The sequence below is a fragment of the Agrobacterium tumefaciens genome, from assembly GCF_017726655.1.
Lineage (GTDB): Bacteria > Pseudomonadota > Alphaproteobacteria > Rhizobiales > Rhizobiaceae > Agrobacterium > Agrobacterium tumefaciens_B.
Map to the genome: position 1 here is coordinate 1,414,733 of NZ_CP072309.1, position 26,913 is coordinate 1,441,645.

Consider the following 26,913-nt stretch of genomic DNA (forward strand, 5'->3'; position numbering starts at 1 on the left):
TGACAATCCAATTCCCGGCGTCTCGCAGGCCGGGCTGGGTGGCCGGGCAATGCACGGCCCGCGAGAACGGAGAGCTATCGAAATGAAACGCTTCGACCTGATCGACGGGATGCGTGGTTACTTCCTCGTCTTCATGATGATCAACCATCTGGTGTTTGCCGGCGGCTTCTGGCTGGTGGAAATCAATCACCGACAATTCGCATTCGTCGAGGATGCACAGGGCTTCGTGTTCCTGTCCGGTCTGCTGATCGGCATGGTCTATGCCCGAAAAATGATGAAATACGGCTATGATGCCGGCAAGCAGATGATCTGGAACAGGGCCATGGAGCTTTATCGCTACGCGATGGGTCTTGTCATCGCGGTCCTGTTTTTCCGCATGGTCATCCCCCATGCGCCTTACATCTGGTACAACTGGCTTGGCATGACGTCGTTTGACGATCCGCTGCGTCTCGCAGCGATTGCGACATTCCTATTCCAGCCAACCTTTATGGATATTCTGCCGCAATATATCGTCTACATGCTGTTCGCGCCGATCCTTGTAAAGCTTTGCCTAGATGGCAAGTGGGCCTATGTCATGGCTGGCTCGTTGCTGGTCTGGATGGCCGGGCAGCTCGGCCTGCAGCAGATCGTGACGGCCCCGCTGAACGAACTTGTCAAAGGTGCAGATGAGCAGGGTATCCGCGTGAGCTTCAATCTGCTTGGTTGGCAGCTTGTGTTTTATTCGGCGCTTGTGATGGGCGCGATGACCGCACAGAACCGCATTCCGTGGAAGAAGATTTTCTCGCCAGAGCATACGTGGCTGCCGAAGGCCGCTCTTCTCATCTGCCTGTTCTTCATGCCGCTGCGCATTGCCACGGCCTGGGGCCTGATGCCCGAATTCATGATGGGCAAGTTTTCGACCATGGAAATCCGTGCCGACTTCGGCCCGGTTTACCTCATCAACTTCCTCGCCGTCGGCGTAGGGGTGACATGGCTTGTTATTGCAGGTCCGTACCATCACCGGCCGATCGTGCGTTCGATCGCCGAAGGTGTGATCTGGGTCCTGTCACTGAAGTTCCTGCAGCTGCTCGGCCGCCACTCGCTTCAGGTCTACGTCTGGCATGTGGCTATCGTCTACGCCGTCTACTATCTGGATGGCCGCACGGCGGAGCTCTCGCAGCTCAACAAAACGCTCATCGCCTTTACCGCTATTGGATTGCTGGCCCTGCCGGCGCTGTGGAGGGAACGCGACAAGTGGTTCGGCAGCAGCGGTCAGAAGACGGCAGGCGCCTAAGGTCGTCTCAGAGTTCGCGACAGTACGGGGCGGTTTTCCGCCCCGTACTTGCGTGCGAGGCCATTCCTTTCTATATGCAGCCCTTAAATCCGCAGGCAGGCAGTCGGAAACGACGGTCAATATGCTCGCTGTGGACGACCGACAGGCGGCGGGGCCTTTACCCCCGTTATGACTGACGATGGGAAAAAACGTGAACACGCTCGATTTTGACAAGAGGCCGGAAGATACCCGGATCGTTGTTGCCATGTCCGGTGGCGTCGATTCTTCCGTAGTTGCTGGAATCCTCAAACGCGAGGGCTATGATGTCCTTGGCATAACGCTGCAGCTCTATGATCATGGTGCGGCGGTGCACCGCGCGGGTTCCTGTTGCGCCGGGCAGGATATCGATGACGCGCGCAGGGTCTGCGAAACCCTTGGCATTCCGCATTACGTGCTGGATTATGAGGCGCGGTTCCGCGAAACCGTGATCAATCCCTTTGCAGAGGCCTACGCGATGGGTGAAACGCCAATACCCTGCGTTGCCTGTAACCAGACGGTCAAATTCGCGGATCTGCTCGCAACGGCGCAGGAACTTGGCGCCGATGCGCTGGCGACAGGCCACTACATCCGCTCGCGCCCCAACCCGGTTCCCGGCCAGCCGGGACGGCGGGCGCTCTATAGACCGATCGATAGCGACCGCGACCAGAGCTGGTTCCTGTTTGCGACCACGCAGGAACAGATCGATTATCTGCGTTTTCCGCTCGGCGGTCTCTCCAAGGCCGAGACCCGGGCGCTCGCCGAGGATATGGGACTTGTCGTTGCCAAGAAGGCCGACAGTCAGGACATCTGTTTTGTCCCGCAGGGCAAATACACCGATATCATCAACAAGCTGAAGCCGAATGCGGCGCTGGCGGGCGATATCGTCCATCTGGACGGCCGTGTGCTCGGCCGCCACGACGGCATCGTGCATTATACGATTGGTCAGCGCCGCGGCATCGGTGTGGCGACAGGTGAGCCCCTCTATGTGGTGCATCTCGATGCGCGTGGCCGCCGTGTCATCGTTGGCCCGCGCGAGGCCCTGGAAACCCACCGCGTCTATCTCCGTGACATGAACTGGCTGGGTGACGGTGAGCTGACCGAGGATGCCGGGAAGGGGTTTGCCTGTTACGCCAAGGTGCGCTCCACCCGCCCGCCGACAGAAGCGGTGCTGCACGCCGATGAAAACGGAATCTATGTGGATCTGATGACGGGTGAGGCGGGTGTCGCGCCCGGTCAGGCCTGCGTTCTCTATTCCGCCCCAGGTGCCGATGCCCGCGTTTACGGCGGCGGCTTCATCGAGCGCTCCGAGCGCTCGGCGGAAGCCGAGGCATCGCTGAAGGCTCTTCTCGAAAAGCCGGTTGCCGCCTGAAACCATTCGCTTTTCGCAACAATGCGGAAAGAGAATTATTTGCGCATCTTGCGCTTGACACTTTAGGGAGCAGCACCTTATAAGCCGCTCATCCTGATGGAGCGGCCAGTCAAATGACTGTCACGTTTCCCCTGTGGCGGGGTAGCTCAGGTGGTTAGAGCAGCGGAATCATAATCCGCGTGTCGGGGGTTCAAGTCCCTCTCCCGCTACCATTTTTATAATTTCGACTTTCTGTTTGAGCATTGTATTCAACAACAATGCTGTCGGAATTTTGACTATACCCTATAGTGGTGTTTTGCAAATTTGACGCGCGAAATTGCAGAATCATGCGATTGCAATAGACGTGTCAAAGCCGGAAAAAAGGAATGCTGTTTGGCATCCACGATGTGTTCCTGCCATTCGATTACCCCAAGGAATGGCTCACTCGATTTTATAATGAGCAGTATTTGTTGCTGGCCTACATCCACGGTGATATGGGCGGTGGATCTATTGAACTACCAGTTTTCCACGTAAGCGCGTCTGGGGAAGCCTCAAAAATTATCGGCGAAAGCCTCGGTACACATATGGGAATCGGCGGCGGCGCGTTTTGGATGCGCCGCTAGGCAACGCCATGCGTTTCACAGCCGGAACGCCACCGGCTGTTTCCACCCCCAGACGATACTGGTTAGATCCCCAGTGGTGCCGCCCGCCTGAACAGCCGCGGACGGCGCTTCCATCGACGACTGGCAAGCTTTCGCGTTAAGGATGTTGGTCCAATTATTATTCTGCCACCAATCTCCTCCCCAATGTCTCACTACAAGTTCTTTTAGGTGATTCTTATAAAAGACATTACTCATTCAATCTGGTAGGGCAGCGCTTTGCAGCGTACACCACCGGTAATGTAGAATGTTGAACGAAAGAATCGTTATATCTGGGGATTTGACCCGGGTAGACGAGAACATGGCGCCACATCAGGCAGGCAATATCGCCTGGTTTTCACGTATTTTCACGCCGGTTCTTGAGGGCCTCGGATGTAGCGTTGACACCATCGGGGCAGGGAAAGAAGATTTCCCCCTAGAGCGTCTTCTTCAATCGATTTACGATCCGACAGTCGGCCTCCTCAGAGATCAATGGGCTGCGTCTTACGATAATGGGTTGCCGCCACGCGTATCCAGGGAACTGATTGAAGCGCTGGGGGCAGCAACATTTCTTTTGTTTGAAGCTCCGCCCTCGATGATGGCGGCTTTGGATGCCGCGGGTCATGTCTATCTAAATTTTCGAGTACATCCGATCCGCTTCGCCTCCGATCTCGTTTTCGCTATCAAGACGAACGACAAAGGTATTGCGCGAAGATTGAAACGCTTCGCTATGGAAAGCGATTTCGTGAAGCGAGAGGTGGAACTCTGTCGTAAGCGGTGGGAAAACGGGAAAAGCGACGTGCCCAGCAAATCGACCCTTTTTATGGCCCAGACCTTCGAAGATGCCAGCTTGATCGAGAGCGGAAAATTTCTGAGAATTAATGATTTCGCGGAAAAATTGAGAGACATTGTACGGGCTGAGGATCCAATCTTTTATAAGAGGCATCCTCTAGAGCGCAATCAAGCGTCTTTCGATTTTTGGAATGAACTATTCCCCCGCACCGTAGAGATATCAGCAGATGTCTCGACATATGAATTGTTCTGCAAAAGCGATGACCTGAGAATAGTTACAATATCTTCCGGATCTGCTTATGAAGCGACTCTTTTTGGTCACTCCGCTTCATACCTTTCCCCTCGCAATTGGGGAGGTGAATATTACTTGGACTACATCCCCATATCCCACGAATACTGGTATAGTGCGTTCTGGAAAGACATTTTGACTGAGCCCGGAATCATCCGATCCGCAATACAATATGCCGTTCCACGGAGGCGGAAGCGAGATGATTTGCCCTTTGTGGAGGGTAGGCTTCGAACTCTCATCAATGTGGAATGGTCTAAGCGGTAAGGGTGCGGGCACAGACCTCTTGCGTCACATCTGCATTTCAAAGATGCAAAAAATCGTTGATGCAAAGTCAATTTATTCGCTGTCGGCGCAGACGTCCATTACCGCAGACCAGCTGCTTGGCATCCTTCCTGACGGCTTGGAACATGATCCCGATTCTCCCAGGCTATTGCTTTGACGAAGGCCTCGGACGCACCTGAAATGTATGCTCGGGCCCGGGAAACGCGCCGGAACGAACCTCATCGGCGTAAGTTGCCGCTGCTTCTGAGACGGTCGATCCGATATCTGCATATCGTTTTACAAATTTCGGTTTGAAGTCGGAAAACAGGCCGAGCATGTCGTCCGAGACCAGAACCTGACCGTCGCATGCGGGGGAGGCGCCGATGCCGATTGTCGGTGCGGCGAGTGTTTCGGTCAGTTCGCGCGCCAGAGGTTCGACCGTGCCTTCGATCACGATGGCGAAGGCGCCTGCCTGGTCTATGGCAATGGCATCGCGCCAGATTTTCTGGGTTTCGGCATCTGAGTGTCCGAGCGAACGGAACCCGCCTGCGGTGTGGACCTGTTGCGGCATCAGCCCGACATGCCCAAACACCGGGATGCCACGCGCCACCAGAAAGGCGACGGTTTCGGCCATTTCCTCGCCGCCCTCCAGTTTCACGCCGTCGCAACCGGTTTCCTGCATCAGCCGCACGGCGTTGCGGAAAGCCTGTTCCTTGGATTCCTGATAGGTGCCGAAGGGAAGATCAACGATGACGCAGGCATTTTCGACGCCGCGCATGACGGCGCGTCCGTGGGCGATCATCATGTCCATCGTGACGCCGACAGTCGTATCCATACCGTAAAGCACCATGCCGAGGGAATCGCCCACCAGCAGCAGATCACAGTGCGGGTCGAGCAGACGTGCAATCGGGGTCGTGTAGGCGGTCAGGCACACAATCCGTGCTTCACCTTTCATCTGCCGAATGGAAGCCGTCGTCAGCCGCTTGTGTTTCGCATGGGCGCTCATGGTGCTGCCTCCGGTTGATCGGCCCGGACGCGCCCGAGGACGCGATTGTCGAGAAGCCGCGTGCTGCCGACACGCACGAAAAGCGCAACCAGAACAGGCCCGGCCTGAACGGAGGTCACGGGTGCAAGCGTATCTGGAGCGCGCACCGCAACGACCTCTGCCTGCGCAAGCGGCTCGATAGCAATGAATTTTTTTATGGCCGCTTCGAATGCGGCTGGGTCGTCCAAACCTTCGTCATAAAGCCGTTCCGCTTCGGCGAGCGCGCGTGGCACGATGACGGCGGCGGCCCGCTCCGTGGGGCTGAGATAGACATTGCGTGAGGAACAGGCGAGCCCGTCAGCCTCCCGCACGGTGGCAACGGGCACGACCCTCACCGGCTGGGCGAGGTCTTCGACCATGCGGCGGATCAATGCCACCTGCTGATAGTCCTTCTCACCGAAATAGGCGGCGTCCGGCTGAACGAGATTGAAAAGCTTGGTCACAACAGTCGCAACGCCCGCGAAATGGCCGGGGCGTACAGCACCTTCCAGCTGACTGCCAAGTTCTGGGACATCAACAACTGTGGCCATGGGGCGTGGATACATTTCGCTCACATCCGGGGCAAAGAGAATATAGACGCCAGCCCGTTCCAGTAGCTCCCGGTCTCGCTCGAGATTTCTTGGGTAGCGTGCCAGGTCCTCATTCGCGCCGAATTGCAGTGGATTAACAAAAATCGAGGTGACGGTGGCGTCGTTTTCCGCCTTCGCTTTGGCCACGAGGGCGAGATGGCCGATATGGAGAAAGCCCATGGTCGGCACGAAGCCAATGGTTTTGCCCGCGCGGCGTAAGGCAGCGGTGGCATCCCGCAATTCGGCGACGGTTGTTATAAGCTGCATTGGTCTCCTCCGGCTCCCCCGACCACCGTCCGGTGAAAGGTGCTGGATAGAACGCGATTTGCTGAACCGGGTCAACGCGCGGTCTGGGATTATATCAATTACACCGACGAAGCGTTGGAAAAATCCCGCAGGCGTTCAGCTGGCCCTCACGCCACCCAGAACGGCTTTCGTTTCTCGGCAAAGGCCGCGCGCCCCTCTTCAGCCTCGTTGCTTTTGCTTATCGTTGCGATGATGCCTTCTGCGAAAGCCAGACGCTCGCCGGGGAGCATGGTGCGCATCTCAAGCAATGCGGCTTTTCCGGCGGATATTGCGCCTGGCGCATTCTGGCGCAGCCGCGCAAGAACGTCATCGATGAGGCTGTCGAGCTCGGCGAATGGCACGGTACGGTTGATGATGCCAATCCGTTCGGCTTCCACAGCGTTGATTGGCGTACCGAGATAGGCCATCTCCTGAAGGTCGGCCGGCGGAATCTTCGTCAGAAGCTTCGCCGCCACCATCGCCGGGAAAAGGCCGACGCGAACTTCCGGCAGACCGAATTCCGCGCTATCAGCGGCATAAGCCAGATCGCAGGCGGCGACGAGCCCCACTCCACCGGCCAATACCCGGCCATTGATACGGGCAATGACAATTTTGTCGCACACTTCTATAGCGCGGATCACCTCGGCGATCGGGTTGGCGCCATCCCGCGACAGAAACATGCCACCCGCGCTTTCCTTGAGATCGGCGCCGGAGCAAAAGCTGCGGTCTCCAGCACCCGTTATGACCACGGCACGCAAGCCGCTATCGCTTGACGCCGCACGGATGGCGACACAAAGCCCCTCGGTCATGGCCGCATTGAGTGCATTGTGCACTTCCGGCCGATTGAGCGTCAGCCACAGCACGTCCTTGCGCCTTTCGCTCAGCAGTTCAGCCACCATGCGCGTCACCCTTTCTCTCCGATGCAAGCAGCCCCTTGCCGGCGCGTGCGGCATTTTGCCTTCCGAGGCTACGGCTGATCCAGTCCCCCGTTTTCGCAACCGTCATGAGATCGATGCCGGTTTCGACGCCAAGTCCCTGAAGCAGGTAAACAACATCTTCCGTCGCGACGTTGCCGGTGGCACCTGGTGCGAAAGGGCAGCCGCCCAGTCCCGCAACGGAGCTGTCAAACACGGTTATGCCCTGTTCCAGCGAGGTCAGGACGTTGGCGATACCCTGCCCGTAGGTATCGTGGAAATGCATGGCGATTTTTTCGCGTGGAATGCGTGTTGATACGCGTTCGATGATGCCGCGAACCTGCGCCGCTGTCCCGATACCGATCGTATCGCCGAGCGAGATTTCGTAACAACCGAGCTCTATAAGAGATTCCGCCATAGCTGCCACCTCATCCGGCGCCACCGTGCCGTCGTATGGGCAGCCGGCTATGCAGGAAACGTAGCCACGCATGGTGATATCGAGGCGTTGCGCGGCCGCAGCGACATCCTTTAAACGCACCAGACTCTCAGCGCGCGAGCAGCCGATATTGTGCTGGCTGAACCCTTCGGATGCAGAGACGAAAACGGCGATCTCTTTTGCACCGGCTTCAGCGGCGGCCTCGAAGCCTTTCATATTCGGCACGAGCGCTGGATAGGAGGTGCCAGGAAGCCGTTTAAGGCTTTGAAACACCTCTTTCGAGTCGGCCATCTGCGGCACTTTTTTTGCCGATACGAAAGCTCCGGCCTCCACCGCTTTCAATCCCGCGTCGGCCAACCGCTCGATCAGCTCGATCTTGACAGCGGTCGGAACCTCGGCGCTTTCGTTCTGTAATCCATCGCGCGCACCGACTTCGACGATTTTTACTGCTCGCGGCCAGCTCACCTCACGTCACCTCCGGCTCGAAATCGACTAGAACCGCGCCTGCCGTCACCATATCGCCCTCAGCACAATTGATCGCCGTCACAGTCCCCCTGGCGGGTGCGCGGATGGTGTGCTCCATCTTCATGGCCTCCATCACGACAAGCGCCTCGCCGGCCTCCACCACGGCGCCGTCCTCGCTCAGAATGGCGCGGATAACGCCGGGCATGGGGGCTTCCAGACCTCCGATATGAGTGCTGGCCTCTTCCATATCGACGGGATCAGGTTGAGCGATACGATAACGCTCACCATCGAGAACAAGTACGAAACTGCCGCCCCCCTCAAAGAAATGTCCCTGTTTTTTCCGTCCGTCCAAGCTCGCCTGAAGTCTGCCTTCGTCTGAAAGGCCGCCGCGGGCGTCGATGGTCCGTCCATTGATGGCAAATGAAAAGGTGCCTTTCTCATAGATGGCAATAACTTGTATCGGCTTGTTATCGAACGAGAAAGAGAGCGTTTCCCGCGCTGGTGCATTAAGGCGAAATGCCGATGTGGCTTTCCACGGACTATGGGGATCTGACTTTGAGGAGGATTCCCCTTGTTTGTGCCGTGAAAGAAGCAGGCCAAGCGCGGCCATTGCAATCTCAATGTCGCCGGTCGCTGGCGTAGCAAAAAGAGCCGGCTCGTTGCGGGCAATGAAGCCCGTATCGAGATCGGCACTGGCGAAGGCCTCCAGTCCTGCAAGACGCGTGAGGAATGCGGCATTGCTGTTCACACCCGAAATCGCCAGCTTTTCAAGTGCAAGTCGGAGACGCCGCACCGAGGATGGGCGGTCTTGGTCCCAGACGATGAGCTTGGCAATCATCGGGTCGTAATGCACGGTAATGGCGTCACCGGCGCGGATACCGCTATCTACCCTCACATGAGGCCCTTGATCGGGGAAAACGAGATGGCTGACGGTGCCAATGGACGGCAGGAAATCATGGGACGGGTCCTCGGCGTAAATCCGTGCCTCGATGGCATGGCCATTTATGCCGAGATTGGCCCAGCTTTCCGGCAAGGCCTCCCCATTCGCCACTCTTATCTGCCACTCCACCAGATCGAGCCCGGTAATGTATTCCGTCACCGGATGTTCGACCTGAAGCCTCGTGTTCATCTCCATGAAATAGAACTCGCCGGAGGGATCGAGCAGGAATTCGATTGTTCCCGCGCCTCGATAATCAATGGCGCGGGCAGCGGCTACGGCAGCGTCGTACATGCGTTGACGCAGCCTGTCGGACAGTCCGGGGGCAGGGGCTTCTTCTATCACCTTTTGATGGCGGCGCTGGATAGAGCAATCGCGTTCGAAGAGAGAAAAGCAATTACCATGTGCATCGGCAAAGACCTGGACTTCCACATGGCGCGGTCGTTCAAGGTATTTCTCGATCAGCATTCGGTCATCGCCAAAGGCAGCCAGCGCCTCGCGCTTTGCGCCAGAAAGTTCTGCCGTAAAGTCGCGCTCGTTCCGGACAACCCGCATGCCCTTGCCGCCGCCGCCGGCGGAAGCCTTAAGCAATACCGGATAGCCAATCGTCTGCGCCTCGCTTTGCAGCTGGTGCGCGGATTGGTCTGTGCCGTGATAGCCTGGAACGACGGGGACACCCGCCTCTGCCATGAGCGCCTTGGCCTCACTTTTACCGCCCATCGCGCGGATCGCCTGCGGCGAAGGACCGATGAAAACGAGCCCGGCGGCGTCACAGGCTTCCGCGAAATTGGCATTCTCGGAAAGAAAGCCGTAACCCGGGTGGACCGCCTCTGCGCCGCTTGCCTTTGCTGCGGCGATTATTTTTTCGCCGTCGAGATAGGAGGCCCGTGCAGGAGCAGCGCCGATGGCGATAGCCTCATCGGCCAACGCCACATGCATGGCGTCGCGATCGGCATCGGAATAAACGGCGACGGTACGAATGCCCATTCGGGCGGCGGTGCGAATGATGCGGCAGGCGATCTCGCCCCTATTGGCGATGAGTACTTTCGAAAACATCGTCGCCTCACATCCTGAATATGCCGAAACGGGTGGGTTCAATCGGTGCATTGAGCGCGGCGGACAGACCGAGGCCGAGGACGAGGCGGGTATCCTTTGGGTCGATGATACCGTCGTCCCAAAGCCGCGCACTGGCATAATAGGGATGGCCCTCCCGCTCGTATTTTTCGCGGATCGGCTGCTTGAACGCCTCTTCACCTTCCTTCGACCAGTGGCGGCCATCGGCCTCGATGCCGTCGCGGCGGATTTGCGCCAAGACGGACGCTGCCTGCTCGCCGCCCATCACGGAAATCCGGGCATTCGGCCACATCCACAGGAAGCGTGGCGAATAGGCGCGGCCGCACATGCCGTAATTGCCGGCACCGAAGGAGCCGCCGATGATGACGGTAAATTTCGGCACTCTGGCGGAAGCAACAGCGGTGACGAGCTTGGCGCCATCCTTGGCGATGCCGCCTGCCTCGTAGGCTTTGCCGACCATAAAGCCGGTGATGTTCTGCAGGAAGACCAGCGGAATACCGCGTTGGCAGCAGAGCTCGATGAAATGCGCACCCTTCAGTGCGGACTCTGAGAACAGGATGCCGTTATTGGCGATAATGCCGGCGGGATAGCCATGGATATGAGCAAAACCGCAGACCAGCGTCGTGCCGTAGAGCGCCTTGAACTCGTCAAATTCCGATCCGTCAACGAGACGGGCAATGATCTCCCGCACTTCGAAGGGCTTGCGCGTATCGGCTGGCACGATGCCGTAAAGCTCGTCTGCCGGATAAAGCGGCTCCACCGGTTCGCGGACATCGAGCTCTACCTGCTTGCGACGGTTGAGGGTCGAGACGATGCGCCGGGTCAGCGCCAGCGCGTGGCGGTCGTCGCGGGCATAATGATCGGTCACGCCGGATTGACGGGAATGCACGTCCGCGCCGCCCAGCTCTTCCGCACTCACCACCTCGCCGGTCGCTGCCTTGACCAGCGGCGGCCCGCCGAGAAAGATCGTACCCTGGTTTTTGACGATGACGGACTGGTCGCTCATGGCAGGCACGTAGGCGCCGCCTGCCGTGCAACTGCCCATCACCACCGCGATCTGGGCGATGCCAGCGGCTGACATATTCGCCTGATTATAAAAGATGCGCCCGAAATGATCGCGGTCGGGAAAGACTTCGTCCTGATTGGGTAGGTTTGCGCCGCCGGAATCCACGAGGTAAATGCAGGGAAGGCAGTTTTCGGCGGCGATCTCCTGCGCGCGCAGGTGTTTTTTCACCGTCAGCGGATAATAGGTGCCGCCTTTTACCGTCGCATCATTGGCGACGATCACGCATTCGCGTCCCGAGACCCGCCCTATACCGGTAACGATGCCGGCGGCGGGAACGGGTTCGTCATAGACCTCGTGAGCGGCAAATTGCGAGAACTCGAGGAATGGGCTGCCGGGATCGAGCAGCGCATCGATGCGGTCACGCACCAATAATTTGCCGCGAGAAAGGTGCCGCTCACGGGCCTTCTCACCACCGCCCTTTGAAATTGTCTCGACCTTTCGGCGCAAGTCATCCACCAGGCCCGACATGAAATCGACATTGGCAGCGAAGGCAGGGTCGCGGTTGAGAGTGGATTTAAGCTTCATCGCGTCTTCTCACCCGTTTCCCTTGACTAGCTCGCGGCCGATCAGCATCCGGCGGATTTCGCTGGTGCCTGCGCCAATTTCATAAAGCTTGGCATCACGCAGCAGCCGTCCTGCGGGGCTTTCATTGACATAACCAGAGCCGCCGAGAAGCTGGATCGCATCCAGCGCCACCTGTGTCGCCCGCTCGGCGGCGAAGAGGATCGCTCCCGCCGCATCCTGCCTCGTGATGCGGTCATTGTCGCAGGCCCGGGCAACCGCATAGACATAGGCGCGCGACGCGTTCATGGCCGAATAAATATCGGCGAGCTTGCCCTGTACCAGCTGGAACTCGCCGATCGGCTTGCCGAACTGCTTGCGCTCGCGGGCATAGGGCAGCACCAGATCGATGGCCGCCTGCATGATGCCGACTGGACCTGCCGCCAGCACGGCGCGCTCGTAATCCAGCCCGCTCATCAGCACCGTCACGCCATCATTGAGGCGTCCGAGAATGTTCTCCTCCGGCACCTCGCAATTCTCGAATACGAGTTCCGAGGTGGGGGAACCGCGCATGCCGAGCTTGTCGAGTTTCTGGGCCGGGCGAAAACCCGTGAAGCCCTTTTCAATCAGGAAGGCGGTGATGCCGCGGGGGCCGGCGGACATGTCGGTCTTGGCGTAGACCACCAGCGTATCGGCTTCGTGGCCGTTGGTGATCCACATCTTCGCGCCGTTCAGCACATAGCGGTCGCCCTTTCGTTCTGCCTTGAGCCGCATGGAGACGACATCCGAACCGGCCTCCGTCTCGCTCATGGCAAGCGAACCGACATGTTCCCCCGAGACCAGCTTCGGCAGATATTTCTTTTTCTGCTCCTGTGTGCCCCACCGATGGATCTGGTTGATACAGAGATTGGAGTGAGCACCGTAGGAAAGACCGATGGAAGCGGAAGCCCGGCTTATTTCCTCCATCGCCACGCAATGGGCCAGATAGCCCATGTCGGCTCCGCCGAATTCTTCCGAAACGGTGATACCGTGCAGGCCAAGCTCGCCCATTTGTGGCCAGAGCTGACGCGGGAAGCGGTCGTCCCTGTCGATCTCTGCCGCCAGTGGGGCGATTTTATCGTCTGCGAATGCACTTGCGCTATCGCGCAATGCTGCGATTTCCGGGCCGAGATCGGCATCGAAAATGGCGGCGAGGTTCAAACTCATCGCGTCTCCTCCTCCGGACGGTATTGACCGTCCCTTCTGTCAGCAACCGGCACCTCCTCCGCGCCGGCAGCCCTTGCTTTACGGCGTGTCACCCGCGGTGAAAGCGGCGGAACGGCGCACGAATGTCTTGATGGCAAAGTTGGACTGGATGCGGGACACGCCCGGAACCGTGGTCAGGAAATCCAGAAGCTGCTGGTAATGGGGCAAATCCCGCACCATGGCGTGGATCAGATAATCGGAACTGCCGCTCGTCTGATAGCCACCCACGACTTCTGGAATGGAAGCGACATGGTGCTCGAAGGTCGTCAACGCTTCCTTGATCTGGCGTTCGAGCGTGACGGAGATGAAGACACCCATATTGCCGAGCAGCCGGTTCTCGTCAAACACGGCGGTATAGCCGCGAATGATCCCTTCCTCTTCCAGCTTGCGCACGCGCCGAAGCGTCGGCGTGAAGGATAGGCCGATCCGAGCCGCAAGATCCCGCCAGCTGACCCGCCCGTCATCGCCGAGAACATGCAGAATCTTCTGGTCGAAACTGTCGAGCTCAATCATGGATCATTTGCTCTATGATATGTCTATTTGTTGGATCAAAGATATCGCCAATCAAAAAACTGTCAATCAAAATAGCTTTGAAATGAATTCGAGATAGTGATAGCGTTCATATCAGTCGCGGTCTGGAGGAGATTTGCGGCGGGCCGGTTCCTCACGTCAGGGCTGGCCAAGGGAGGTGAATTTGGCTGTGCATGACCCTGTCGTGATCGACGGGGCCGCCCGTGCTTTCATGGGCAGCCCTCGCGACCAATTCCAGCTGGCGACGCGCCTGATGCGCTTCTGCTTTTTGGCGGGAGGCGGCGATGATGCTCACTGAATCCCAGCAGCAGATCAGGGGCATGGCCCGCGACTTCGCGCGGGAAAAGCTTGCGCCTGGCGCCGCGTCCCGTGACCGGGAAAGCCGTTTCCCCAAGGAAGAATTGAAAGCGATGGGCGAGCTCGGCTTCCTCGGCATGCTGGTGTCCGAAGCGTATGGCGGGGCGGAAACCGGTGCTGTCGCTTACGCGCTGGCGCTGGAAGAAATCGCTGCGGGGGACGGTGCCTGTTCCACCATCATGAGCGTCCATAATTCCGTGGGATGCGTGCCGATCCTCAAATTCGGAACCGAGGATCAGAAGCAGCGTTTCCTGCCGAAGCTTGCTTCCGGCGAATGGATCGGCGGCTTTGCGCTGACCGAACCGCAGGCTGGCTCAGATGCCGCAAATCTCAAGACCAAAGCGCGGCGCGATGGTGATCGCTATATTCTCGATGGGGCGAAGCAATTCATCACATCTGGCAAAAACGGCGATGTCGTCATTGTTTTTGCCGTAACGGATGCAGCCGCGGGCAAGAAGGGTATCACCGCCTTTATCGTGCCGACGGACACGCCGGGTTACGAGGTGATCCGGGTGGAGGAAAAGCTCGGGCTTCACTCGTCCGATACCTGCCAGATCGCCTTTACCGACATGGCCATACCGGCCGATTTGCGGCTCGGTGAAGAAGGGCAGGGCTACCGCATCGCGCTTGCCAATCTGGAAGGTGGCCGTATCGGCATCGCCGCACAGGCCGTCGGCATGGCGCAGGCGGCGTTTGAGGCGGCGCGGGATTATGCCCGCGAGCGCAGAGCCTTCGGACGGGCGATCATCGAACATCAGGCGGTGGCGTTCCGCCTTGCGGACATGGCGACGCGCATTGAGGCCGCTAGACAGCTGGTGCTGCACGCGGCGGCGTTGAAGGAGGCGGGCGAGCCTTGTCTTTCGCAGGCATCGATGGCCAAGCTCTTCGCGTCGGAGATGGCCGAGCGTGTCTGCTCCGACGCCATCCAGATTCACGGCGGTTACGGCTACATGGCGGATTATCCGGTGGAGCGGATCTATCGCGATGTGCGCATCTGCCAGATTTACGAGGGGACGAGCGATGTCCAACGCATGGTGATCGCGCGGAACCTTTGAGCGTTGTTTCGTGGTCTGGAGGAGATCGCGACGGGAGGAGTAGAATGGACATATCAGAAACGCCACGTCTCAGCCTGCATGTTCCCGAACCTGCGGTGCGGCCCGGCGACCAGCCGGATTTCTCCAATGTAAAGATACCGAGAGCCGGCTCCGTGCCGCGCCCGGAGGTGGATGCAGCGCCCGAGAGCATGCGCGATCTCGCCTATTCCATCATCCGCGTCCTCAATCACCAGGGCGAGGCTGTCGGACCTTGGGCCGGCCTGCTTTCGGACGACGACCTGCTGGTCGGCCTGAAATACATGATGCGGCTTCGGGCTTTTGATGCGCGCATGCTGATGGCGCAGCGGCAGGGCAAGACTTCGTTTTACATGCAGCATCTGGGCGAAGAAGCAGTCAGCTGCGCCTTCCGCAAAGCTCTTTCGAAGGGCGACATGAACTTCCCGACCTATCGGCAAGCGGGGCTGCTGATCGCTGACGACTATCCGCTCGTCACCATGATGAACCAGATCTATTCCAACGAACTCGACCCGCTGCACGGTCGGCAACTACCGGTGCTTTATTCCTCGAAAGACCATGGTTTCTTCACCGTGTCCGGCAATCTCGCCACGCAATATGTGCAGGCGGTCGGCTGGGCGATGGCGTCGGCCATCAAGGGCGACACCAAGATCGCGGCCGCCTGGATCGGTGACGGCTCGACGGCGGAGTCGGATTTCCATTCCGCGCTGGTCTTCGCCTCCACTTACAAAGCCCCGGTCATCCTCAATATCGTCAACAATCAATGGGCCATTTCCACCTTTCAGGGCATCGCACGCGGCGGTTCGGGCACCTTTGCAGCGCGCGGGCTGGGCTTCGGCATTCCTGCACTCCGGGTGGATGGCAACGACTATCTTGCCGTTTATGCCGTGGCGCGCTGGGCCGCGGAGCGGGCGCGGCGCAATCTCGGCCCAACGCTGATCGAATATGTGACCTATCGCGTCGGCGCACATTCCACCTCTGACGATCCGAGCGCTTACCGCCCCAAGACCGAGTCCGAGGCATGGCCTTTAGGCGACCCGGTTCTGAGATTGAAGAAACATCTCATCCTGCGGGGCGTCTGGTCGGAGGAACGGCACCGGCAGGCGGAGGCAGAAATCGCTGATGAAGTGCTTGAAGCGCAACGCGAGGCGGAAAGCCACGGCACGCTGCATGAAGGCAAGAAACCGCCGAAAAAGGATATTTTCGAGGGCGTTTACGAGGAGATGCCGCCGCATCTCGTCCGCCAGCGCCAGAAGGCAGGATGGTAAGACATGGCAAGAATGACGATGATTGAGGCCGTCCGCAGCGCCATGGATGTGTCCATGGAACGCAGCGACGATATCGTGGTTTTTGGTGAGGATGTGGGGTATTTCGGGGGCGTTTTCCGCGCCACGCAGGGGCTGCAGCAGAAATACGGTAAAACCCGCTGTTTCGATGCGCCGATCAGTGAGTCGGGCATCGTCGGCACCGCCATCGGTATGGCCGCTTATGGATTGCGGCCCTGTGTCGAAATCCAGTTTGCCGATTACATGTATCCCGCTTATGACCAGATCACCCAGGAAGCAGCGCGTATCCGTTATCGCTCAAACGGCGATTTTACCTGCCCGATCGTTCTTCGTATGCCGACCGGCGGCGGCATTTTTGGCGGGCAGACGCACAGCCAGAGTCCGGAGGCGCTTTTCACCCATGTCTGCGGGCTGAAAGTCGTCGTCCCCTCCAATCCCTATGACGCCAAGGGGCTGCTGATCGCCTCCATCGAAGACCCGGACCCGGTGATGTTTCTCGAGCCAAAGCGGCTTTATAACGGTCCCTTCGATGGCCATCACGACCGGCCGGTAACGCCATGGTCCAAACACGAAATGGGGGAGGTGCCGGAAGGTCATTATACGGTCCCCATCGGAAAGGCGGAAATCCGCCGCGCCGGAAACGCCGTCACCGTCATCGCTTATGGCACCATGGTGCATGTGGCACTGGCGGCGGCGGAAGAGACCGGGGTCGATGCCGAGATTATCGACCTTCGCAGCCTGTTGCCGCTCGATCTCGACACCATTGTGAAATCTGTCTCCAAGACCGGCCGTTGTGTGATGGTGCATGAGGCGACGCTGACTTCCGGCTTCGGCGCCGAGGTCGTGTCGCTTGTGCAGGAGCATTGTTTTTATCATCTGGAGGCGCCCGTCGTGCGTGTCGCCGGCTGGGATACGCCTTATCCGCATGCCCAGGAATGGGACTATTTTCCGGGTCCGGCCCGTGTCGGGCGCGCCCTCGTCGATGTCATGGAGGCCTGATTATGGCGGAATTTACCCTCACAATGCCCGATGTGGGTGAAGGTGTTGCAGAAGCCGAATTGGTCGAGTGGAACGTCAAGCCGGGAGATATCGTCCATGAAGATATGGTGCTTGCGGCCGTCATGACGGATAAGGCGACCGTGGAAATCCCATCGCCGGTGGCGGGGGTCGTCACCTGGCTCGCCGTCACTGTCGGGAACACTGTACCGGTGAAGGCGCCGCTCCTGCGCATCGAGACGGATGCTGCAACGGCTGCCATTGATCGCGAAGCGGACGCCATTGATCGCGAAGCCGCTGCCGAAGCGCCGGTCGTTATCGCGGAGGCGGAAGCGCCAGCCGATATGACCGAAGCTCCGCCACCCGTTGAAGCACACCATCCAGCCCGGGACATCAGCGAACCTTCACCGGAAAGCGCTGCCGAGCCGCATCATAAGCCGCTCGCAGCGCCCGCCGTGCGCCAGCGCGCCGACGATCTCGATATCGATCTCGCAAAGGTTAAGGGAACGGGACCGGATGGGCACATCACCCATAGCGATCTCGATGGATATCTGACGGCGCGTGGCCGGCCGGAACGTCCTTCGGCCACCGCGTCGCATGACAGCGCCGTCGAGGATGTGAAACTGACGGGCCTGCGCCGCAAGATTGCCGAGAAGATGGTGCTGTCGGCGTCCCGCATTCCCCACATCACCTATGTCGAAGAGATCGACGTCACGGATCTCGAGGATCTTCGCGCGACGATGAACGGCAACCGTCGTTCCGGGCAGCCGAAACTGACGATCCTGCCGTTTTTAATGCGCGCTCTGGTGAAAGCCGTTGCCGATCATCCCGGCATGAATGCCACCTTTGACGACGAGAAAGGGGTCGTCAGCCACTACGAGGCGGTTCATATTGGCATCGCCACGCAAACGCCGGCGGGCCTGACGGTTCCGGTCGTTCGCCATGCGGAAACGCTCGGCCTTTGGCACTGTGCGGAGGAAGTTGCACGCGTTGCCGAAGCCGCCCGCACCGGCACAGCACATCGGGAAGAGTTGATGGGCTCCACGATAACCATCAGCTCGCTTGGGCCGTTAGGCGGTGTCGTTTCGACGCCCATCATCAACCATCCCGAGGTGGCAATCATTGGTGTCAACAAGATCATGACCCGGCCGGTCTGGGATGGGGCCCGCTTTGTGCCGCGCAAGATCATGAACCTGTCGTCCAGCTTCGATCATCGTGTCGTGGACGGGTGGGACGCAGCCGTCTTCATTCAGGCGATGAAGGCGTTGCTGGAGAAGCCGGCACTGATTTTCATTGAGTGACCGTCTTTACGCTCTCTCATTCCTGCGCCAGGCGTGGGGTTGAGAGAGCCGAATTGGACCGACCTTTTCGGTCGTCATGCCGCTGTTTCGCTGTCGGTATAGGCTTGCGTTCGTCATCTTCGGGTATAGAAGAGAAGAACGAGAAGCATGTTTTCTCATCATGAACATAGTGGCGGACGAGGGCGCTCCGGTGCCCTGCGGTCCGCTCTCCGCCGGCAACCGAATGAAGAAGAAGGTCCTCCCATGCGCACTCCCAAACCCGTTGTTCTGACCATTCTCGACGGCTGGGGGCTGAGCGAGGTAACGTCCGGCAATGCGCCCTTTCTGGCAAACACGCCAACCATGGACCGGCTTTTCGCCACTTGCCCGAATGCGACGCTGACAACCTTCGGTCCGAAGGTCGGCCTGCCGACGGGGCAGATGGGCAATTCGGAAGTGGGTCATACCAATATCGGCGCTGGCCGTATCGTCGCCATGGATCTCGGTCAGATCGATCTCGCGATTGAGGATGGCAGCTTTTTCCGCAACGCGGCGATGATCGATTTCGCCGCCAGGGTCAAGGCTGCTGGCGGTGTGGCGCATCTGATGTGCGTGGTTTCCGATGGCGGTGTCCATGGTCATATCCTGCACGGCCAGGCGGCGGTGAAGCTGATGGTCAGTCACGGTCTGAACGTCGTGGTGCATGCCATCACAGATGGTCGCGATGTCGCACCGCAGTCGGCAGAAGATTTCGTCGCAGCGCTCGTCGCAAGCCTGCCGCAGGGGGCAAGCATCGGCACGGTGATCGGCCGTTATTATGCGATGGATCGCGACAATCGCTGGGAGCGTGTCGAGAAAGCCTATGACGCCATGGTTCTTGGCAAGGGCGAACACGCGCGGGATGCCGTAAGCGCCGTCTCGCAGAGCTATGCGAATGGCATTACCGACGAATTTATCCTGCCGACGGTGATTGATGGCTATAAGGGCTTCAAGGCAGGCGATGGTCTGTTCTGCCTCAATTTCCGTGCCGACCGGGCGCGTGAAATCCTGCTTGCGATCGGTGCCGATGAATTCGACGGTTTTCCGCGCGAAAAGCCCGTCCTTTCTGCGCTGCTTGGCATGGTGGAATATTCCACGCGTCATAGCGCGTTCATGACCACGGCTTATCCGAAGCGGGACATCGTCAATACGTTGGGTGCATGGGTGGCAAAGCAGGGCCTCACGCAGTTTCGCCTCGCCGAAACGGAGAAGTATCCGCATGTCACCTTCTTCCTGAACGGCGGTAAGGAGGAGCCGGAAATCGGTGAAGACCGCTTCATGCCGAAGTCACCCAAGGTTGCGACCTACGATCTTCAGCCAGAAATGAGTGCGGCTGAGGTAACCGAGAAATTTGTCGAGGCAATCGGCAAGGGTTATGACCTGATCGTCACCAATTATGCCAACCCTGACATGGTCGGCCACACAGGTGATCTTCAGGCCGCGATCAAGGCGTGTGAAGCCGTGGACCGCGGTCTTGGCGAAGTCGTTGCCGCGCTTGAAAAAGTGGGTGGCGCGATGCTGGTCATTGCCGATCACGGCAATTGCGAAACCATGATCGATCCGGTCACGGGCGGCCCGCACACGGCCCACACCACCAATCCTGTGCCGGTGATCCTTTTTGGAGGTCCCGATGGGGCAAGGGTGCACGACGGTATTCTCGCTGATGTCGCGCCCACCCTGCTGCAACTCATGAACCAGCCTCTGCCGCCGGAAATGACAGGCAAGAGCTTGATCGATCTTTGATCGTATTCCATCGCGCGGAGCCCTCCCAGCGCCGCGCGATGGTCCTTTCCGCGTCGGCCGCACGTGTATTGCGCTATGAGCGGGTTGCGTAGAGCCGGTCGTGGACCAGCATGCCGGCAATCATGGCAGTGACGAAAAACGCGACCGGCGTAAGCCCAAGGCCAAAAGCCGACAAGGCCGGGCCGGGGCAAAAACCGGCAAGCCCCCAACCGATGCCGAACATGGCCGAACCTATCAGCAGCGGTCGGTCGATGCGGCTCTTTACAGGCACGCCGAAATCCTCAGCGAGGATAGGCTTGGCAAGGTGCCTGCTGATCAGCACACCCGGCACGGCCACCATCACAGCGCCCGCGAGAACGAACATCAGGCTCGGGTCCCAGTGGCCGCTTGCTACATCGAGAAAACCCGAAACGCGGGCTGGATCGATCATGCCCGACAGCGAAAGGCCGAATCCGAACAGCGCTCCCGCGGCCAATGCAAGGGCAACACGCTCCAAGGCGGGATTTCTCATGACAGCGCCCCCACCATTGTCGCCGCAAACATCCCCGCAATCAGGAAAGTCGCCGTTGCCGCGATAGAGCGTCGGGAAAACCGCGCCAGCCCCATGATGCCGTGGCCCGATGTGCAGCCGGAGCCCATTCGTGTGCCAAAACCCACCAGAAGTCCGGCGATGATAACAAGCGGCAAGGGTGCTAGGACGGTGATAGCGGGCAGCCGATCGAAGGAGGCCGCATAGATATATGGTCCGGCCAGCAAGCCGGCGAGAAAGCTGAGGTCCGCGAGGCGCCGCTCCCTGCTCAGCGTCTTTCCGATCATACCGCTGATCCCGGCGATACGACCGTTAAAGAGAAAAAGCAGAACGCAGGCAAGACCGAGCAGCATGCCGCCGAAAAGAGGATGCCAGTAAGGGCTCATTGGGTTTCCTCGCCCGGCGCGCAGAAGATGGCGTACAAGGCCTCGATCAATTGGGCCGCTTTCTCCTGCGTCAGTCTGTAGAATATCTGCTTGGCGTCGCGTCGCGTCTCGACCACCCCAGCTTCGCGAAGGACGCCTAACTGCTGGGAGAGTGTCGGTTGGCGGATGTCCAGTTTGGACTCCAGCTCACCGACCGAAAACTCCCCTTGCGCCAGCGTGCAGGCGAGCAACAGCCGGGCAGGATGAGCGAGCGTTTTCAGGAGCAATGCGACTTCGCCGGCCCTTTCCTCCATCGCGGGGAGGGAAATTTCACCACTATGGTGCGGCTTGTTGGCTGTGGCTTTCTCTACCATGCGCTACCCCCAAGCACGTCGAGCGGGAGCTTCAGATAGCGGACGCCGTTCGCCTCCGGCTCGGGCAGGCGGCCGCCGCAAATATTCACCTGGAGGGCATGAAGAATAAGTTTCGGCATCGGTAAAGTCTTGTCCCGCGCTTCCCTTAGGCGGACAAAGCCCTCTTCCGTCATGCCGGCAATATGCGGATTGCTGCGCTTTTGTTCGCCAACCGTGCTTTCCCATTTTGGAGAGCGGCCGCCGGGTTGATAGTCATGGCCGGTGAAAAGACGCGCCTCATCTGGAAGCGAGAGAATATCCTGAATAGAGGCCCAGAGCTGTCTTGCGCTACCGCCCGGAAAATCCGCACGCGCGGTGCCTGAATCGGGCATGAAGAGCGTATCGTGCACGAAAGCTGCATTGCCCACCACATAGCTGACGGAGGCAAGCGTATGGCCGGGGGAGAAGAGGACGCGCGCCTCAAGAGAGCCGATACGGAAGCTCTCGCCAGCTTCAAACAGGTGGTCCCATTGTGACCCGTCGGTTTTGAAGTCCGGCCAGTTATATTTCTCCTGCCAGAGCTTCTGCACATGTTTGACCTTTGCGCCTATCGCCGTCGGCGCGCCGGTCTTTCCCTTCAGATAATAAGCGGCAGAAAAATGATCGGCATGCGGATGGGTATCGAGAATCCATTCCACGGTGAGGTTCTCGCTTGCGACATAGGCCAGAATGGCGTCGGCATTCATGGTTCCTGTCGCGCCGGACTTCTCATCGAAGTCTAAGACTGGATCGATAATCGCACATCGCCTCGTCTTGGGGTCGGAAACGACATATTGAACGCTCGACGTGCGCGGATCGAAAAAGGCTTTGACATGCGGTGCCGCTGCCGCGCGGCGATCAAGCCAGCGGATCGCTCCCGACAGGTCAAAGCCATGCGCATTGCCAAAGGCTTCAATGGCGTCTCGCTCGATGCGCCCGTCGAGTGCTTCTCCGAGCACATGGAGTGTGAGCGCACGCGTGCCGCCCTTGCAGTGGGCAAAAACCGGACCTTCCGCTTCCGCCATTTTCTTTTGAAAGGCGCGGATATCTGCTTCGGTGATGGTCGGACCCGTGACTGGGATGAAGCCATAATCCATGCCGGCGGCCTGAGCGGCCGTTCTTTCCTGCGCGTTACCTGATTGGGCAGGCTCTTCTCCATCCGGTCGGGCATTGATGATGGTCTTAAAGCCCTGTGCGGAGAGCGATTGGAATTCGGCGATCATTGGCTGGTCCGCCACGGTCAGGCGTTCATTGATCTTCACGGCTTTCATCTGCCTCTCCTACAATGATACGATATATATTATCATATAATGTATATTGTAGTGTGGCAATCGGCACTGATGTTTTTCTGAGGGCGTACTTATTGAAAAATGTACCCTGTGCCTGAAAGCAGGCACAGGGCACTGGTCTGGCAGCTCGCCGGGGACGCGTCCTACTCAAACGGCAAGCCTGCGGCGCGTTGCCCTCCAGCCAAGAAGGATGGCAGCAACCAGCAGAACCGTCTGGGCAATGAGAAACGGAGGCTCATTGCCGTTCGGCGCCAGGGCGTTCAGGCTTTCTACCTTTAAAAAGGACTGGACGATCAGCACGAACATATTGAGGTAAAGGCTGATCGTGGCGGTGATCGAGTAGATAATCCTTGCCTTGCCCCTCAGGCCGTATCCGTAGAGCGCAATCAGCGCGACAGCCATGACGATCGTCGAGACGATGCCGACCCCCAGGGCAGGTGTGAAATTGCCGATTGGAAACAGGAAGCCGGAAAGAGTCGTGGCGAACGTGGTGATGAGGAAAATTGCTGTCACTCGCGGCATCCACCGCCCCGCCGCGTAGGCTGGCAGGGCAACGAGCCCGGCGGCAATGCCGATGAAGCTTAAACCGACGTGCAATGCCGTGAATTGGGGAATGGTGAGGCCGAGGATCATGGCACGTCTCCTCTATTCGGATTTTATGGCGTGATACCGGCTGGCGGCACGTGCATGTGACAGGTTGGGCCGCAGCGCTGCACGCGCAGCGAGGAAATTGTCGAGATCGGTCGTATCCGGCAGCGATGGAATAGTCAGCGTTTCGCCGAGATCGAGACCGGCAAGGGCGGCATCCACCATCTCGTAAACATCCATGACCATGGAGGCCGGAATGGCGTCGAGCCGTTCCTCTTCCCAGATCGCGGTGCGGGTGATGCCGGGCAGGACCGCCTGCACCCGCACGCCCGAAGGTGAGAGCTGCGCCTGCATCGCCTCGGTGAAGGCCAGCACGAAGGCTTTCGTGGCAGGATAGACTGCGGTGAATGCCGCGGGCATCAGCGCCGTGACGGAGGTGATGTTGATGATCGTGCCGTTTCCGCTGTCGGCAAGGCGGGGGGCGATGGCGGCCGCAAGGCGGGTCACGGCGAGAATGTTGAGGTTGATCATCGTCGTTACATAGGCGGGGTCCAGCGCCGTAATCGCTCCGTCCCCGGCTATGCCGGCATTGTTGACGAGGCCGGTGATGTCATGATCTTCGCGCAGCCGTCTTTCGACCCTTTCTAGGTCCTCTGCGCGTGACAGATCGGCGGAAAGAACCTCGACAACAATGTGGTGATCCTTTTCCAGCTGCGCGGCCAATGCTTTCAGTTTTTCGGCGCGCCGCGCCACGAGAACGAGATCGTGGCCACGTTTTGCCAGACGTTCGGCATAGACGGCGCCGATGCCATCGGATGCGCCGGTAATGAGAAATGTATTCTGCGACATTTTCGTGTCTCCTGTGTGCGTGGTTTCAGTCCTGGATGAAGGCAAGCAGATCGGCGTTGAACCGATCCTGGTGGGTCTGGGTGAGGCCATGATCGGCGCCCTCATAAATTTTGAGAACCGCATGTTTGACGATCTTGACGGTCGAAAGGGCGGAAGCACCGACCGGTACGATCTGGTCGTCATCGCCGTGCAGAACCAGCGTGGGTTTGTCGAAGGCCTTCAGGTCCTGATTAAAATCGCTTTCCGAAAAGGCGCGGATGCTGTCGAGTTGACCCTTCAGCCCGCCCATCATGCCCTGACGCCAGAATTCCTCGCGAATGCCTTCCGAAATCACGGCACCCTCCCGGTTGTAGCCGTAGAAGGGGATTGTCAGGTCTTTGAAGAACTGGCTGCGATTATCGTAGGTGCCCTTGCGAATACCGTCGAAAACATCGATCGGCAGGCCGATGGGATTGCTCTCCGTCTTCAGCATTAGTGGTGGTACGGCGCCGATGAGGGCGATCTTTGCGACGCGAGCCGTACCGTGCCGGCCCACATAGCGGGTAACTTCGCCACCGCCCGTGGAATGACCGACGAGAATGATGTCGTGAAGGTCAAGCTGTTCGATCAGCTCGGACAGGTCATCGGCATATTGATCCATGGTATTGTTGTGCCAGACTTGGTCGGAACGCCCGTGGCTGCGGCGGTCGTGGGCGATGGTGCGGAACCCGTTGTTGGCGAAAAACACCATCTGCGCATCCCAGGTGTCGGCGCTGAGCGGCCAGCCATGGGAGAAGATGATGGGCTGGCCGTGCCTGGTGCCCCAGTCTTTATAGAAAATATGTGTTCCGTCTCTGGTGGTTATCGTTGTCATCGCTCTCTCTCCTGTTGCAGGGAGCTTGCTTGCGTCCCGTGGGAATAGAGATACTCTTTGGGCGGCGGGCACTGGATTGGCGCTTCTGACAGAAAGCGGGCCAAAATTGACAAAACGGGGGTAAGGGGCATGGCGGGAATCTCGGGAAGCGCGCTGGAGGTGGGGCTTGTCCTCTATCGGGACTGTCAGGTCGCCATGGTTCACGGCATCACCGATCTTTTTGCGATCGCATCGGTTTTTTCGCAGGATCGCGGCGGGCCGAGATTGCGGGTCAGCCACTGGAGCATGGATGACGACGGCGAGTTTTCACGCTGTCATGACACCAATCCGGGACAAGCGGGGCACCCCGATATCTTAGTGGTTCCCGGCAGGTTGACCGGCCCTGCTGAGATTGACGAAGCCGAGCCTTACGCCCGCTGGTTGCTTGATCGCCACGCCCAGGGTGCCACGCTGGCGGCCAGTTGCGGCGGTTCGTTTCTTCTCGCTGCGACCGGGCTGCTGTCAGGCCGCCCCGCCACGACGCACTGGTTTTTTGCGGAGCTGTTTCGGGAGCGCTTTCCCGATATTCGTCTCGACATAGACAAGGTCGTCATCGAGGACGGTGATATTATCACGGCCGGCGGGCTGATGGCATGGACCGATCTGGGCCTGCGCATCGTCGACCGGCTGCTGGGCCCCTCGGTGATGATCGAGACGGGCAAGTTCCTGCTGATCGATCCTGCCGGGCGGGAACAGCGCCATTATAGCAGCTTCGCCCCGAGATTGACGCATGGCGACGAGCCGATCCTGAAGGTCCAGCACTGGTTGCAGGCCCGTGCCGGGCGCGCGACAAGCGTTAGCGACATGGCGACCCATGCCGGGCTGGAGGAGCGCACTTTCCTGCGTCGCTTCAAGGCTGCGACGGGCATGAAACCAATCGAATACGTACAGCACCTGCGGGTTGGCAAGGCGCGGGAATTGCTGGAGTTCACCCGTCGTTCCGTGGACCAGATCGCATGGTCAGTCGGATATGAAGATGCCGCCGCCTTCCGCCGCGTCTTTAACCGTGTCCTCGGCCTTTCGCCGGGAGAATATCGAAACCGCTTTTCAAGCAGTTCCGCCATGGCTGCCGCCTGACTGTCCTCGTCGAAGGTTTTCGTTTGGGGTAGCGAAGCCTGACGGCTAAGCGGGCGCCCGCCGATAGAAGGCGAGGGAGCCTGCGAGGCATGAAGGGCGCCGCCGCAGATACGATCGAGCCAAAGGGCCCGGATGCCCGTAGCAGGCCGACAGCCTGAGAGCCGGGCACCCTATGGGACAACCAGAAAGTCGGAAGCTTTCGCGAGCATCCGAACCTCCTGTGGAGCGAGGAATAAAGGCCTTTTCAGGCGCAGCGACACGGCCGGCCTGAACGGGTGACGTATATCGGAGTTCACCGGCTGACGGCCAGTAATCGATAATTTTAGTAGACTATTAAATCGCGCAACGATCTTTCAACGGTTGCGAGGAGTATAAACAAACATGCCGCGCCAGTGGGGGCGCCGTGATGCAAGCTTGGCGTCTAGTCGGCGTATTCGAGGTTTTCCCGCCACAGGGAGGCCGCCTCTGTGTCGC

25 protein-coding genes and 1 tRNA gene are annotated in these 26,913 nt (G+C 59.1%); 11 read left to right on the forward strand and 15 right to left on the reverse strand.

From position 1 onward, the window contains the following. The first annotated feature begins 82 nt into the window (after nt 1-82). From AT6N2_RS20755 to AT6N2_RS20775, 5 genes are all read left to right on the forward strand, one after another. Entirely contained in the window at nt 83-1,273 is a 1,191-nt protein-coding gene (locus tag AT6N2_RS20755; protein WP_209091143.1) for an OpgC family protein, read from the forward strand. A gap of 190 nt (nt 1,274-1,463) precedes the next feature. Further along, on the forward strand, nt 1,464-2,660 hold the full coding sequence (mnmA, locus tag AT6N2_RS20760) for a tRNA 2-thiouridine(34) synthase MnmA (RefSeq protein ID WP_144576656.1): 1,197 nt from the start codon (nt 1,464-1,466) through the stop codon (nt 2,658-2,660). A gap of 135 nt (nt 2,661-2,795) precedes the next feature. Beyond that, nucleotides 2,796-2,872: transfer RNA gene (locus AT6N2_RS20765), tRNA-Met, on the forward strand. A 153-nt stretch (nt 2,873-3,025) separates the two neighbouring features. Further along, nucleotides 3,026-3,262 (forward strand): hypothetical protein, encoded by a 237-nt coding sequence (locus AT6N2_RS20770; RefSeq protein ID WP_209091144.1) that lies wholly within the window; start codon nt 3,026-3,028, stop codon nt 3,260-3,262. 283 nt (nt 3,263-3,545) lie between these two features. Next, nucleotides 3,546-4,622, forward strand: a complete 1,077-nt coding sequence (locus AT6N2_RS20775) for a hypothetical protein (protein WP_209091145.1) — start codon at nt 3,546-3,548, stop codon at nt 4,620-4,622. A 163-nt stretch (nt 4,623-4,785) separates the two neighbouring features. Here the strand turns inward: AT6N2_RS20775 and panB are convergent, their stop codons facing one another. The 8 genes from panB to AT6N2_RS20815 form a co-directional block, all read right to left on the reverse strand. After that, nucleotides 4,786-5,625, reverse strand: a complete 840-nt coding sequence (panB, locus tag AT6N2_RS20780) for a 3-methyl-2-oxobutanoate hydroxymethyltransferase (RefSeq protein WP_209091146.1) — start codon at nt 5,623-5,625, stop codon at nt 4,786-4,788. Then, entirely contained in the window at nt 5,622-6,500 is an 879-nt protein-coding gene (gene panC, locus AT6N2_RS20785; RefSeq protein WP_209091147.1) for a pantoate--beta-alanine ligase, read from the reverse strand. The genes panB and panC overlap by 4 nt, the downstream gene beginning before the upstream one ends. Nucleotides 6,501-6,646: 146 nt before the next feature. Then, nucleotides 6,647-7,417: an enoyl-CoA hydratase-related protein gene (locus AT6N2_RS20790; RefSeq protein ID WP_209091148.1), complete on the reverse strand. Its 771-nt coding sequence runs from the start codon at nt 7,415-7,417 to the stop codon at nt 6,647-6,649. Beyond that, nucleotides 7,407-8,333 (reverse strand): hydroxymethylglutaryl-CoA lyase, encoded by a 927-nt coding sequence (locus AT6N2_RS20795; RefSeq protein WP_209091149.1) that lies wholly within the window; start codon nt 8,331-8,333, stop codon nt 7,407-7,409. The genes AT6N2_RS20790 and AT6N2_RS20795 overlap by 11 nt, the downstream gene beginning before the upstream one ends. 1 nt (nt 8,334) lies before the next feature. After that, on the reverse strand, nt 8,335-10,326 hold the full coding sequence (locus AT6N2_RS20800) for an acetyl/propionyl/methylcrotonyl-CoA carboxylase subunit alpha (protein ID WP_209091150.1): 1,992 nt from the start codon (nt 10,324-10,326) through the stop codon (nt 8,335-8,337). 7 nt (nt 10,327-10,333) lie between these two features. Then, nucleotides 10,334-11,935: a carboxyl transferase domain-containing protein gene (locus tag AT6N2_RS20805; protein ID WP_209091151.1), complete on the reverse strand. Its 1,602-nt coding sequence runs from the start codon at nt 11,933-11,935 to the stop codon at nt 10,334-10,336. 9 nt (nt 11,936-11,944) lie between these two features. Further along, entirely contained in the window at nt 11,945-13,117 is a 1,173-nt protein-coding gene (locus tag AT6N2_RS20810) for an isovaleryl-CoA dehydrogenase (protein WP_209091153.1), read from the reverse strand. 78 nt (nt 13,118-13,195) lie between these two features. Then, nucleotides 13,196-13,669, reverse strand: coding sequence for an Lrp/AsnC family transcriptional regulator (locus AT6N2_RS20815; RefSeq protein ID WP_209091155.1), 474 nt, complete (start codon nt 13,667-13,669; stop codon nt 13,196-13,198). Between the two features lie 302 nt (nt 13,670-13,971). Between AT6N2_RS20815 and AT6N2_RS20820 the strand changes: the two genes are divergently transcribed. The 5 genes from AT6N2_RS20820 (at nt 13,972) to gpmI (ending at nt 20,458) form a co-directional block, all read left to right on the forward strand. Next, on the forward strand, nt 13,972-15,099 hold the full coding sequence (locus tag AT6N2_RS20820) for an acyl-CoA dehydrogenase family protein (protein ID WP_209091156.1): 1,128 nt from the start codon (nt 13,972-13,974) through the stop codon (nt 15,097-15,099). 44 nt (nt 15,100-15,143) lie between these two features. Continuing rightward, complete coding sequence (locus AT6N2_RS20825) at nt 15,144-16,382, forward strand: 3-methyl-2-oxobutanoate dehydrogenase (2-methylpropanoyl-transferring) subunit alpha (protein ID WP_233282559.1); 1,239 nt, start codon at nt 15,144-15,146, stop codon at nt 16,380-16,382. 3 nt (nt 16,383-16,385) lie between these two features. Next, nucleotides 16,386-17,399 (forward strand): alpha-ketoacid dehydrogenase subunit beta, encoded by a 1,014-nt coding sequence (locus AT6N2_RS20830; protein ID WP_209091158.1) that lies wholly within the window; start codon nt 16,386-16,388, stop codon nt 17,397-17,399. A gap of 2 nt (nt 17,400-17,401) precedes the next feature. Next, on the forward strand, nt 17,402-18,697 hold the full coding sequence (locus AT6N2_RS20835) for a dihydrolipoamide acetyltransferase family protein (protein WP_209091160.1): 1,296 nt from the start codon (nt 17,402-17,404) through the stop codon (nt 18,695-18,697). A 243-nt stretch (nt 18,698-18,940) separates the two neighbouring features. Continuing rightward, a complete protein-coding gene (gene gpmI, locus AT6N2_RS20840) occupies nt 18,941-20,458 on the forward strand; it encodes a 2,3-bisphosphoglycerate-independent phosphoglycerate mutase (protein ID WP_209091162.1) in 1,518 nt (505 codons plus the stop codon). Nucleotides 20,459-20,531: 73 nt separating this feature from the next. Here the strand turns inward: gpmI and AT6N2_RS20845 are convergent, their stop codons facing one another. The 7 genes from AT6N2_RS20845 to AT6N2_RS20875 all read right to left on the reverse strand — a co-directional run bounded on the left by AT6N2_RS20845 (nt 20,532) and on the right by AT6N2_RS20875 (nt 25,323). Next, on the reverse strand, nt 20,532-20,969 hold the full coding sequence (locus AT6N2_RS20845) for a YeeE/YedE family protein (protein WP_209091164.1): 438 nt from the start codon (nt 20,967-20,969) through the stop codon (nt 20,532-20,534). Next, the gene (locus AT6N2_RS20850; protein WP_209091166.1) at nt 20,966-21,373 is read right to left on the reverse strand and encodes a YeeE/YedE family protein; all 408 of its coding nucleotides are present in this window, start codon (nt 21,371-21,373) and stop codon (nt 20,966-20,968) included. The genes AT6N2_RS20845 and AT6N2_RS20850 overlap by 4 nt, the downstream gene beginning before the upstream one ends. Next, nucleotides 21,370-21,726 (reverse strand): sulfite-sensing transcriptional repressor BigR, encoded by a 357-nt coding sequence (bigR, locus tag AT6N2_RS20855; protein ID WP_209091167.1) that lies wholly within the window; start codon nt 21,724-21,726, stop codon nt 21,370-21,372. The genes AT6N2_RS20850 and bigR overlap by 4 nt, the downstream gene beginning before the upstream one ends. Continuing rightward, nucleotides 21,720-23,015: a bifunctional sulfur transferase/dioxygenase Blh gene (gene blh, locus AT6N2_RS20860; protein ID WP_209091169.1), complete on the reverse strand. Its 1,296-nt coding sequence runs from the start codon at nt 23,013-23,015 to the stop codon at nt 21,720-21,722. Before blh ends, bigR begins: the two co-directional genes overlap by 7 nt. Nucleotides 23,016-23,180: 165 nt before the next feature. Further along, nucleotides 23,181-23,666 carry a hypothetical protein gene (locus AT6N2_RS20865; protein WP_209091171.1) on the reverse strand — a complete coding sequence of 162 codons (486 nt, stop codon included), beginning with the start codon at nt 23,664-23,666 and terminating at the stop codon, nt 23,181-23,183. Nucleotides 23,667-23,678: 12 nt separating this feature from the next. Beyond that, a complete protein-coding gene (locus tag AT6N2_RS20870; protein ID WP_209091173.1) occupies nt 23,679-24,470 on the reverse strand; it encodes an SDR family NAD(P)-dependent oxidoreductase in 792 nt (263 codons plus the stop codon). 25 nt (nt 24,471-24,495) lie between these two features. Beyond that, nucleotides 24,496-25,323, reverse strand: a complete 828-nt coding sequence (locus tag AT6N2_RS20875; protein WP_209091175.1) for an alpha/beta fold hydrolase — start codon at nt 25,321-25,323, stop codon at nt 24,496-24,498. A 129-nt stretch (nt 25,324-25,452) separates the two neighbouring features. Here AT6N2_RS20875 and AT6N2_RS20880 point away from each other — a divergent pair, with 129 nt between their 5' ends. Beyond that, complete coding sequence (locus AT6N2_RS20880; RefSeq protein WP_209091177.1) at nt 25,453-26,439, forward strand: GlxA family transcriptional regulator; 987 nt, start codon at nt 25,453-25,455, stop codon at nt 26,437-26,439. The last annotated feature ends 474 nt before the right edge of the window (nt 26,440-26,913 follow it).

What these genes read in the sequence shown, in the direction of transcription:
- AT6N2_RS20755 (WP_209091143.1), top strand. Translation starts at nt 83, where the DNA reads ATGAAACGCTTCGACCTGATCGACGGGATGCGTGGTTACTTCCTCGTC.
- AT6N2_RS20770 (WP_209091144.1), top strand. Translation starts at nt 3,026, where the DNA reads ATGCTGTTTGGCATCCACGATGTGTTCCTGCCATTCGATTACCCCAAG.
- AT6N2_RS20775 (WP_209091145.1), top strand. Translation starts at nt 3,546, where the DNA reads ATGTTGAACGAAAGAATCGTTATATCTGGGGATTTGACCCGGGTAGAC.
- panB (WP_209091146.1), bottom strand. Translation starts at nt 5,625, where the DNA reads ATGAGCGCCCATGCGAAACACAAGCGGCTGACGACGGCTTCCATTCGG.
- panC (WP_209091147.1), bottom strand. Translation starts at nt 6,500, where the DNA reads ATGCAGCTTATAACAACCGTCGCCGAATTGCGGGATGCCACCGCTGCC.
- AT6N2_RS20790 (WP_209091148.1), bottom strand. Translation starts at nt 7,417, where the DNA reads ATGGTGGCTGAACTGCTGAGCGAAAGGCGCAAGGACGTGCTGTGGCTG.
- AT6N2_RS20800 (WP_209091150.1), bottom strand. Translation starts at nt 10,326, where the DNA reads ATGTTTTCGAAAGTACTCATCGCCAATAGGGGCGAGATCGCCTGCCGC.
- AT6N2_RS20805 (WP_209091151.1), bottom strand. Translation starts at nt 11,935, where the DNA reads ATGAAGCTTAAATCCACTCTCAACCGCGACCCTGCCTTCGCTGCCAAT.
- AT6N2_RS20810 (WP_209091153.1), bottom strand. Translation starts at nt 13,117, where the DNA reads ATGAGTTTGAACCTCGCCGCCATTTTCGATGCCGATCTCGGCCCGGAA.
- AT6N2_RS20815 (WP_209091155.1), bottom strand. Translation starts at nt 13,669, where the DNA reads ATGATTGAGCTCGACAGTTTCGACCAGAAGATTCTGCATGTTCTCGGC.
- AT6N2_RS20820 (WP_209091156.1), top strand. Translation starts at nt 13,972, where the DNA reads ATGATGCTCACTGAATCCCAGCAGCAGATCAGGGGCATGGCCCGCGAC.
- AT6N2_RS20825 (WP_233282559.1), top strand. Translation starts at nt 15,144, where the DNA reads ATGGACATATCAGAAACGCCACGTCTCAGCCTGCATGTTCCCGAACCT.
- AT6N2_RS20830 (WP_209091158.1), top strand. Translation starts at nt 16,386, where the DNA reads ATGGCAAGAATGACGATGATTGAGGCCGTCCGCAGCGCCATGGATGTG.
- AT6N2_RS20835 (WP_209091160.1), top strand. Translation starts at nt 17,402, where the DNA reads ATGGCGGAATTTACCCTCACAATGCCCGATGTGGGTGAAGGTGTTGCA.
- gpmI (WP_209091162.1), top strand. Translation starts at nt 18,941, where the DNA reads ATGCGCACTCCCAAACCCGTTGTTCTGACCATTCTCGACGGCTGGGGG.
- AT6N2_RS20845 (WP_209091164.1), bottom strand. Translation starts at nt 20,969, where the DNA reads ATGAGAAATCCCGCCTTGGAGCGTGTTGCCCTTGCATTGGCCGCGGGA.
- AT6N2_RS20850 (WP_209091166.1), bottom strand. Translation starts at nt 21,373, where the DNA reads ATGAGCCCTTACTGGCATCCTCTTTTCGGCGGCATGCTGCTCGGTCTT.
- bigR (WP_209091167.1), bottom strand. Translation starts at nt 21,726, where the DNA reads ATGGTAGAGAAAGCCACAGCCAACAAGCCGCACCATAGTGGTGAAATT.
- blh (WP_209091169.1), bottom strand. Translation starts at nt 23,015, where the DNA reads ATGAAAGCCGTGAAGATCAATGAACGCCTGACCGTGGCGGACCAGCCA.
- AT6N2_RS20865 (WP_209091171.1), bottom strand. Translation starts at nt 23,666, where the DNA reads ATGATCCTCGGCCTCACCATTCCCCAATTCACGGCATTGCACGTCGGT.
- AT6N2_RS20870 (WP_209091173.1), bottom strand. Translation starts at nt 24,470, where the DNA reads ATGTCGCAGAATACATTTCTCATTACCGGCGCATCCGATGGCATCGGC.
- AT6N2_RS20875 (WP_209091175.1), bottom strand. Translation starts at nt 25,323, where the DNA reads ATGACAACGATAACCACCAGAGACGGAACACATATTTTCTATAAAGAC.
- AT6N2_RS20880 (WP_209091177.1), top strand. Translation starts at nt 25,453, where the DNA reads ATGGCGGGAATCTCGGGAAGCGCGCTGGAGGTGGGGCTTGTCCTCTAT.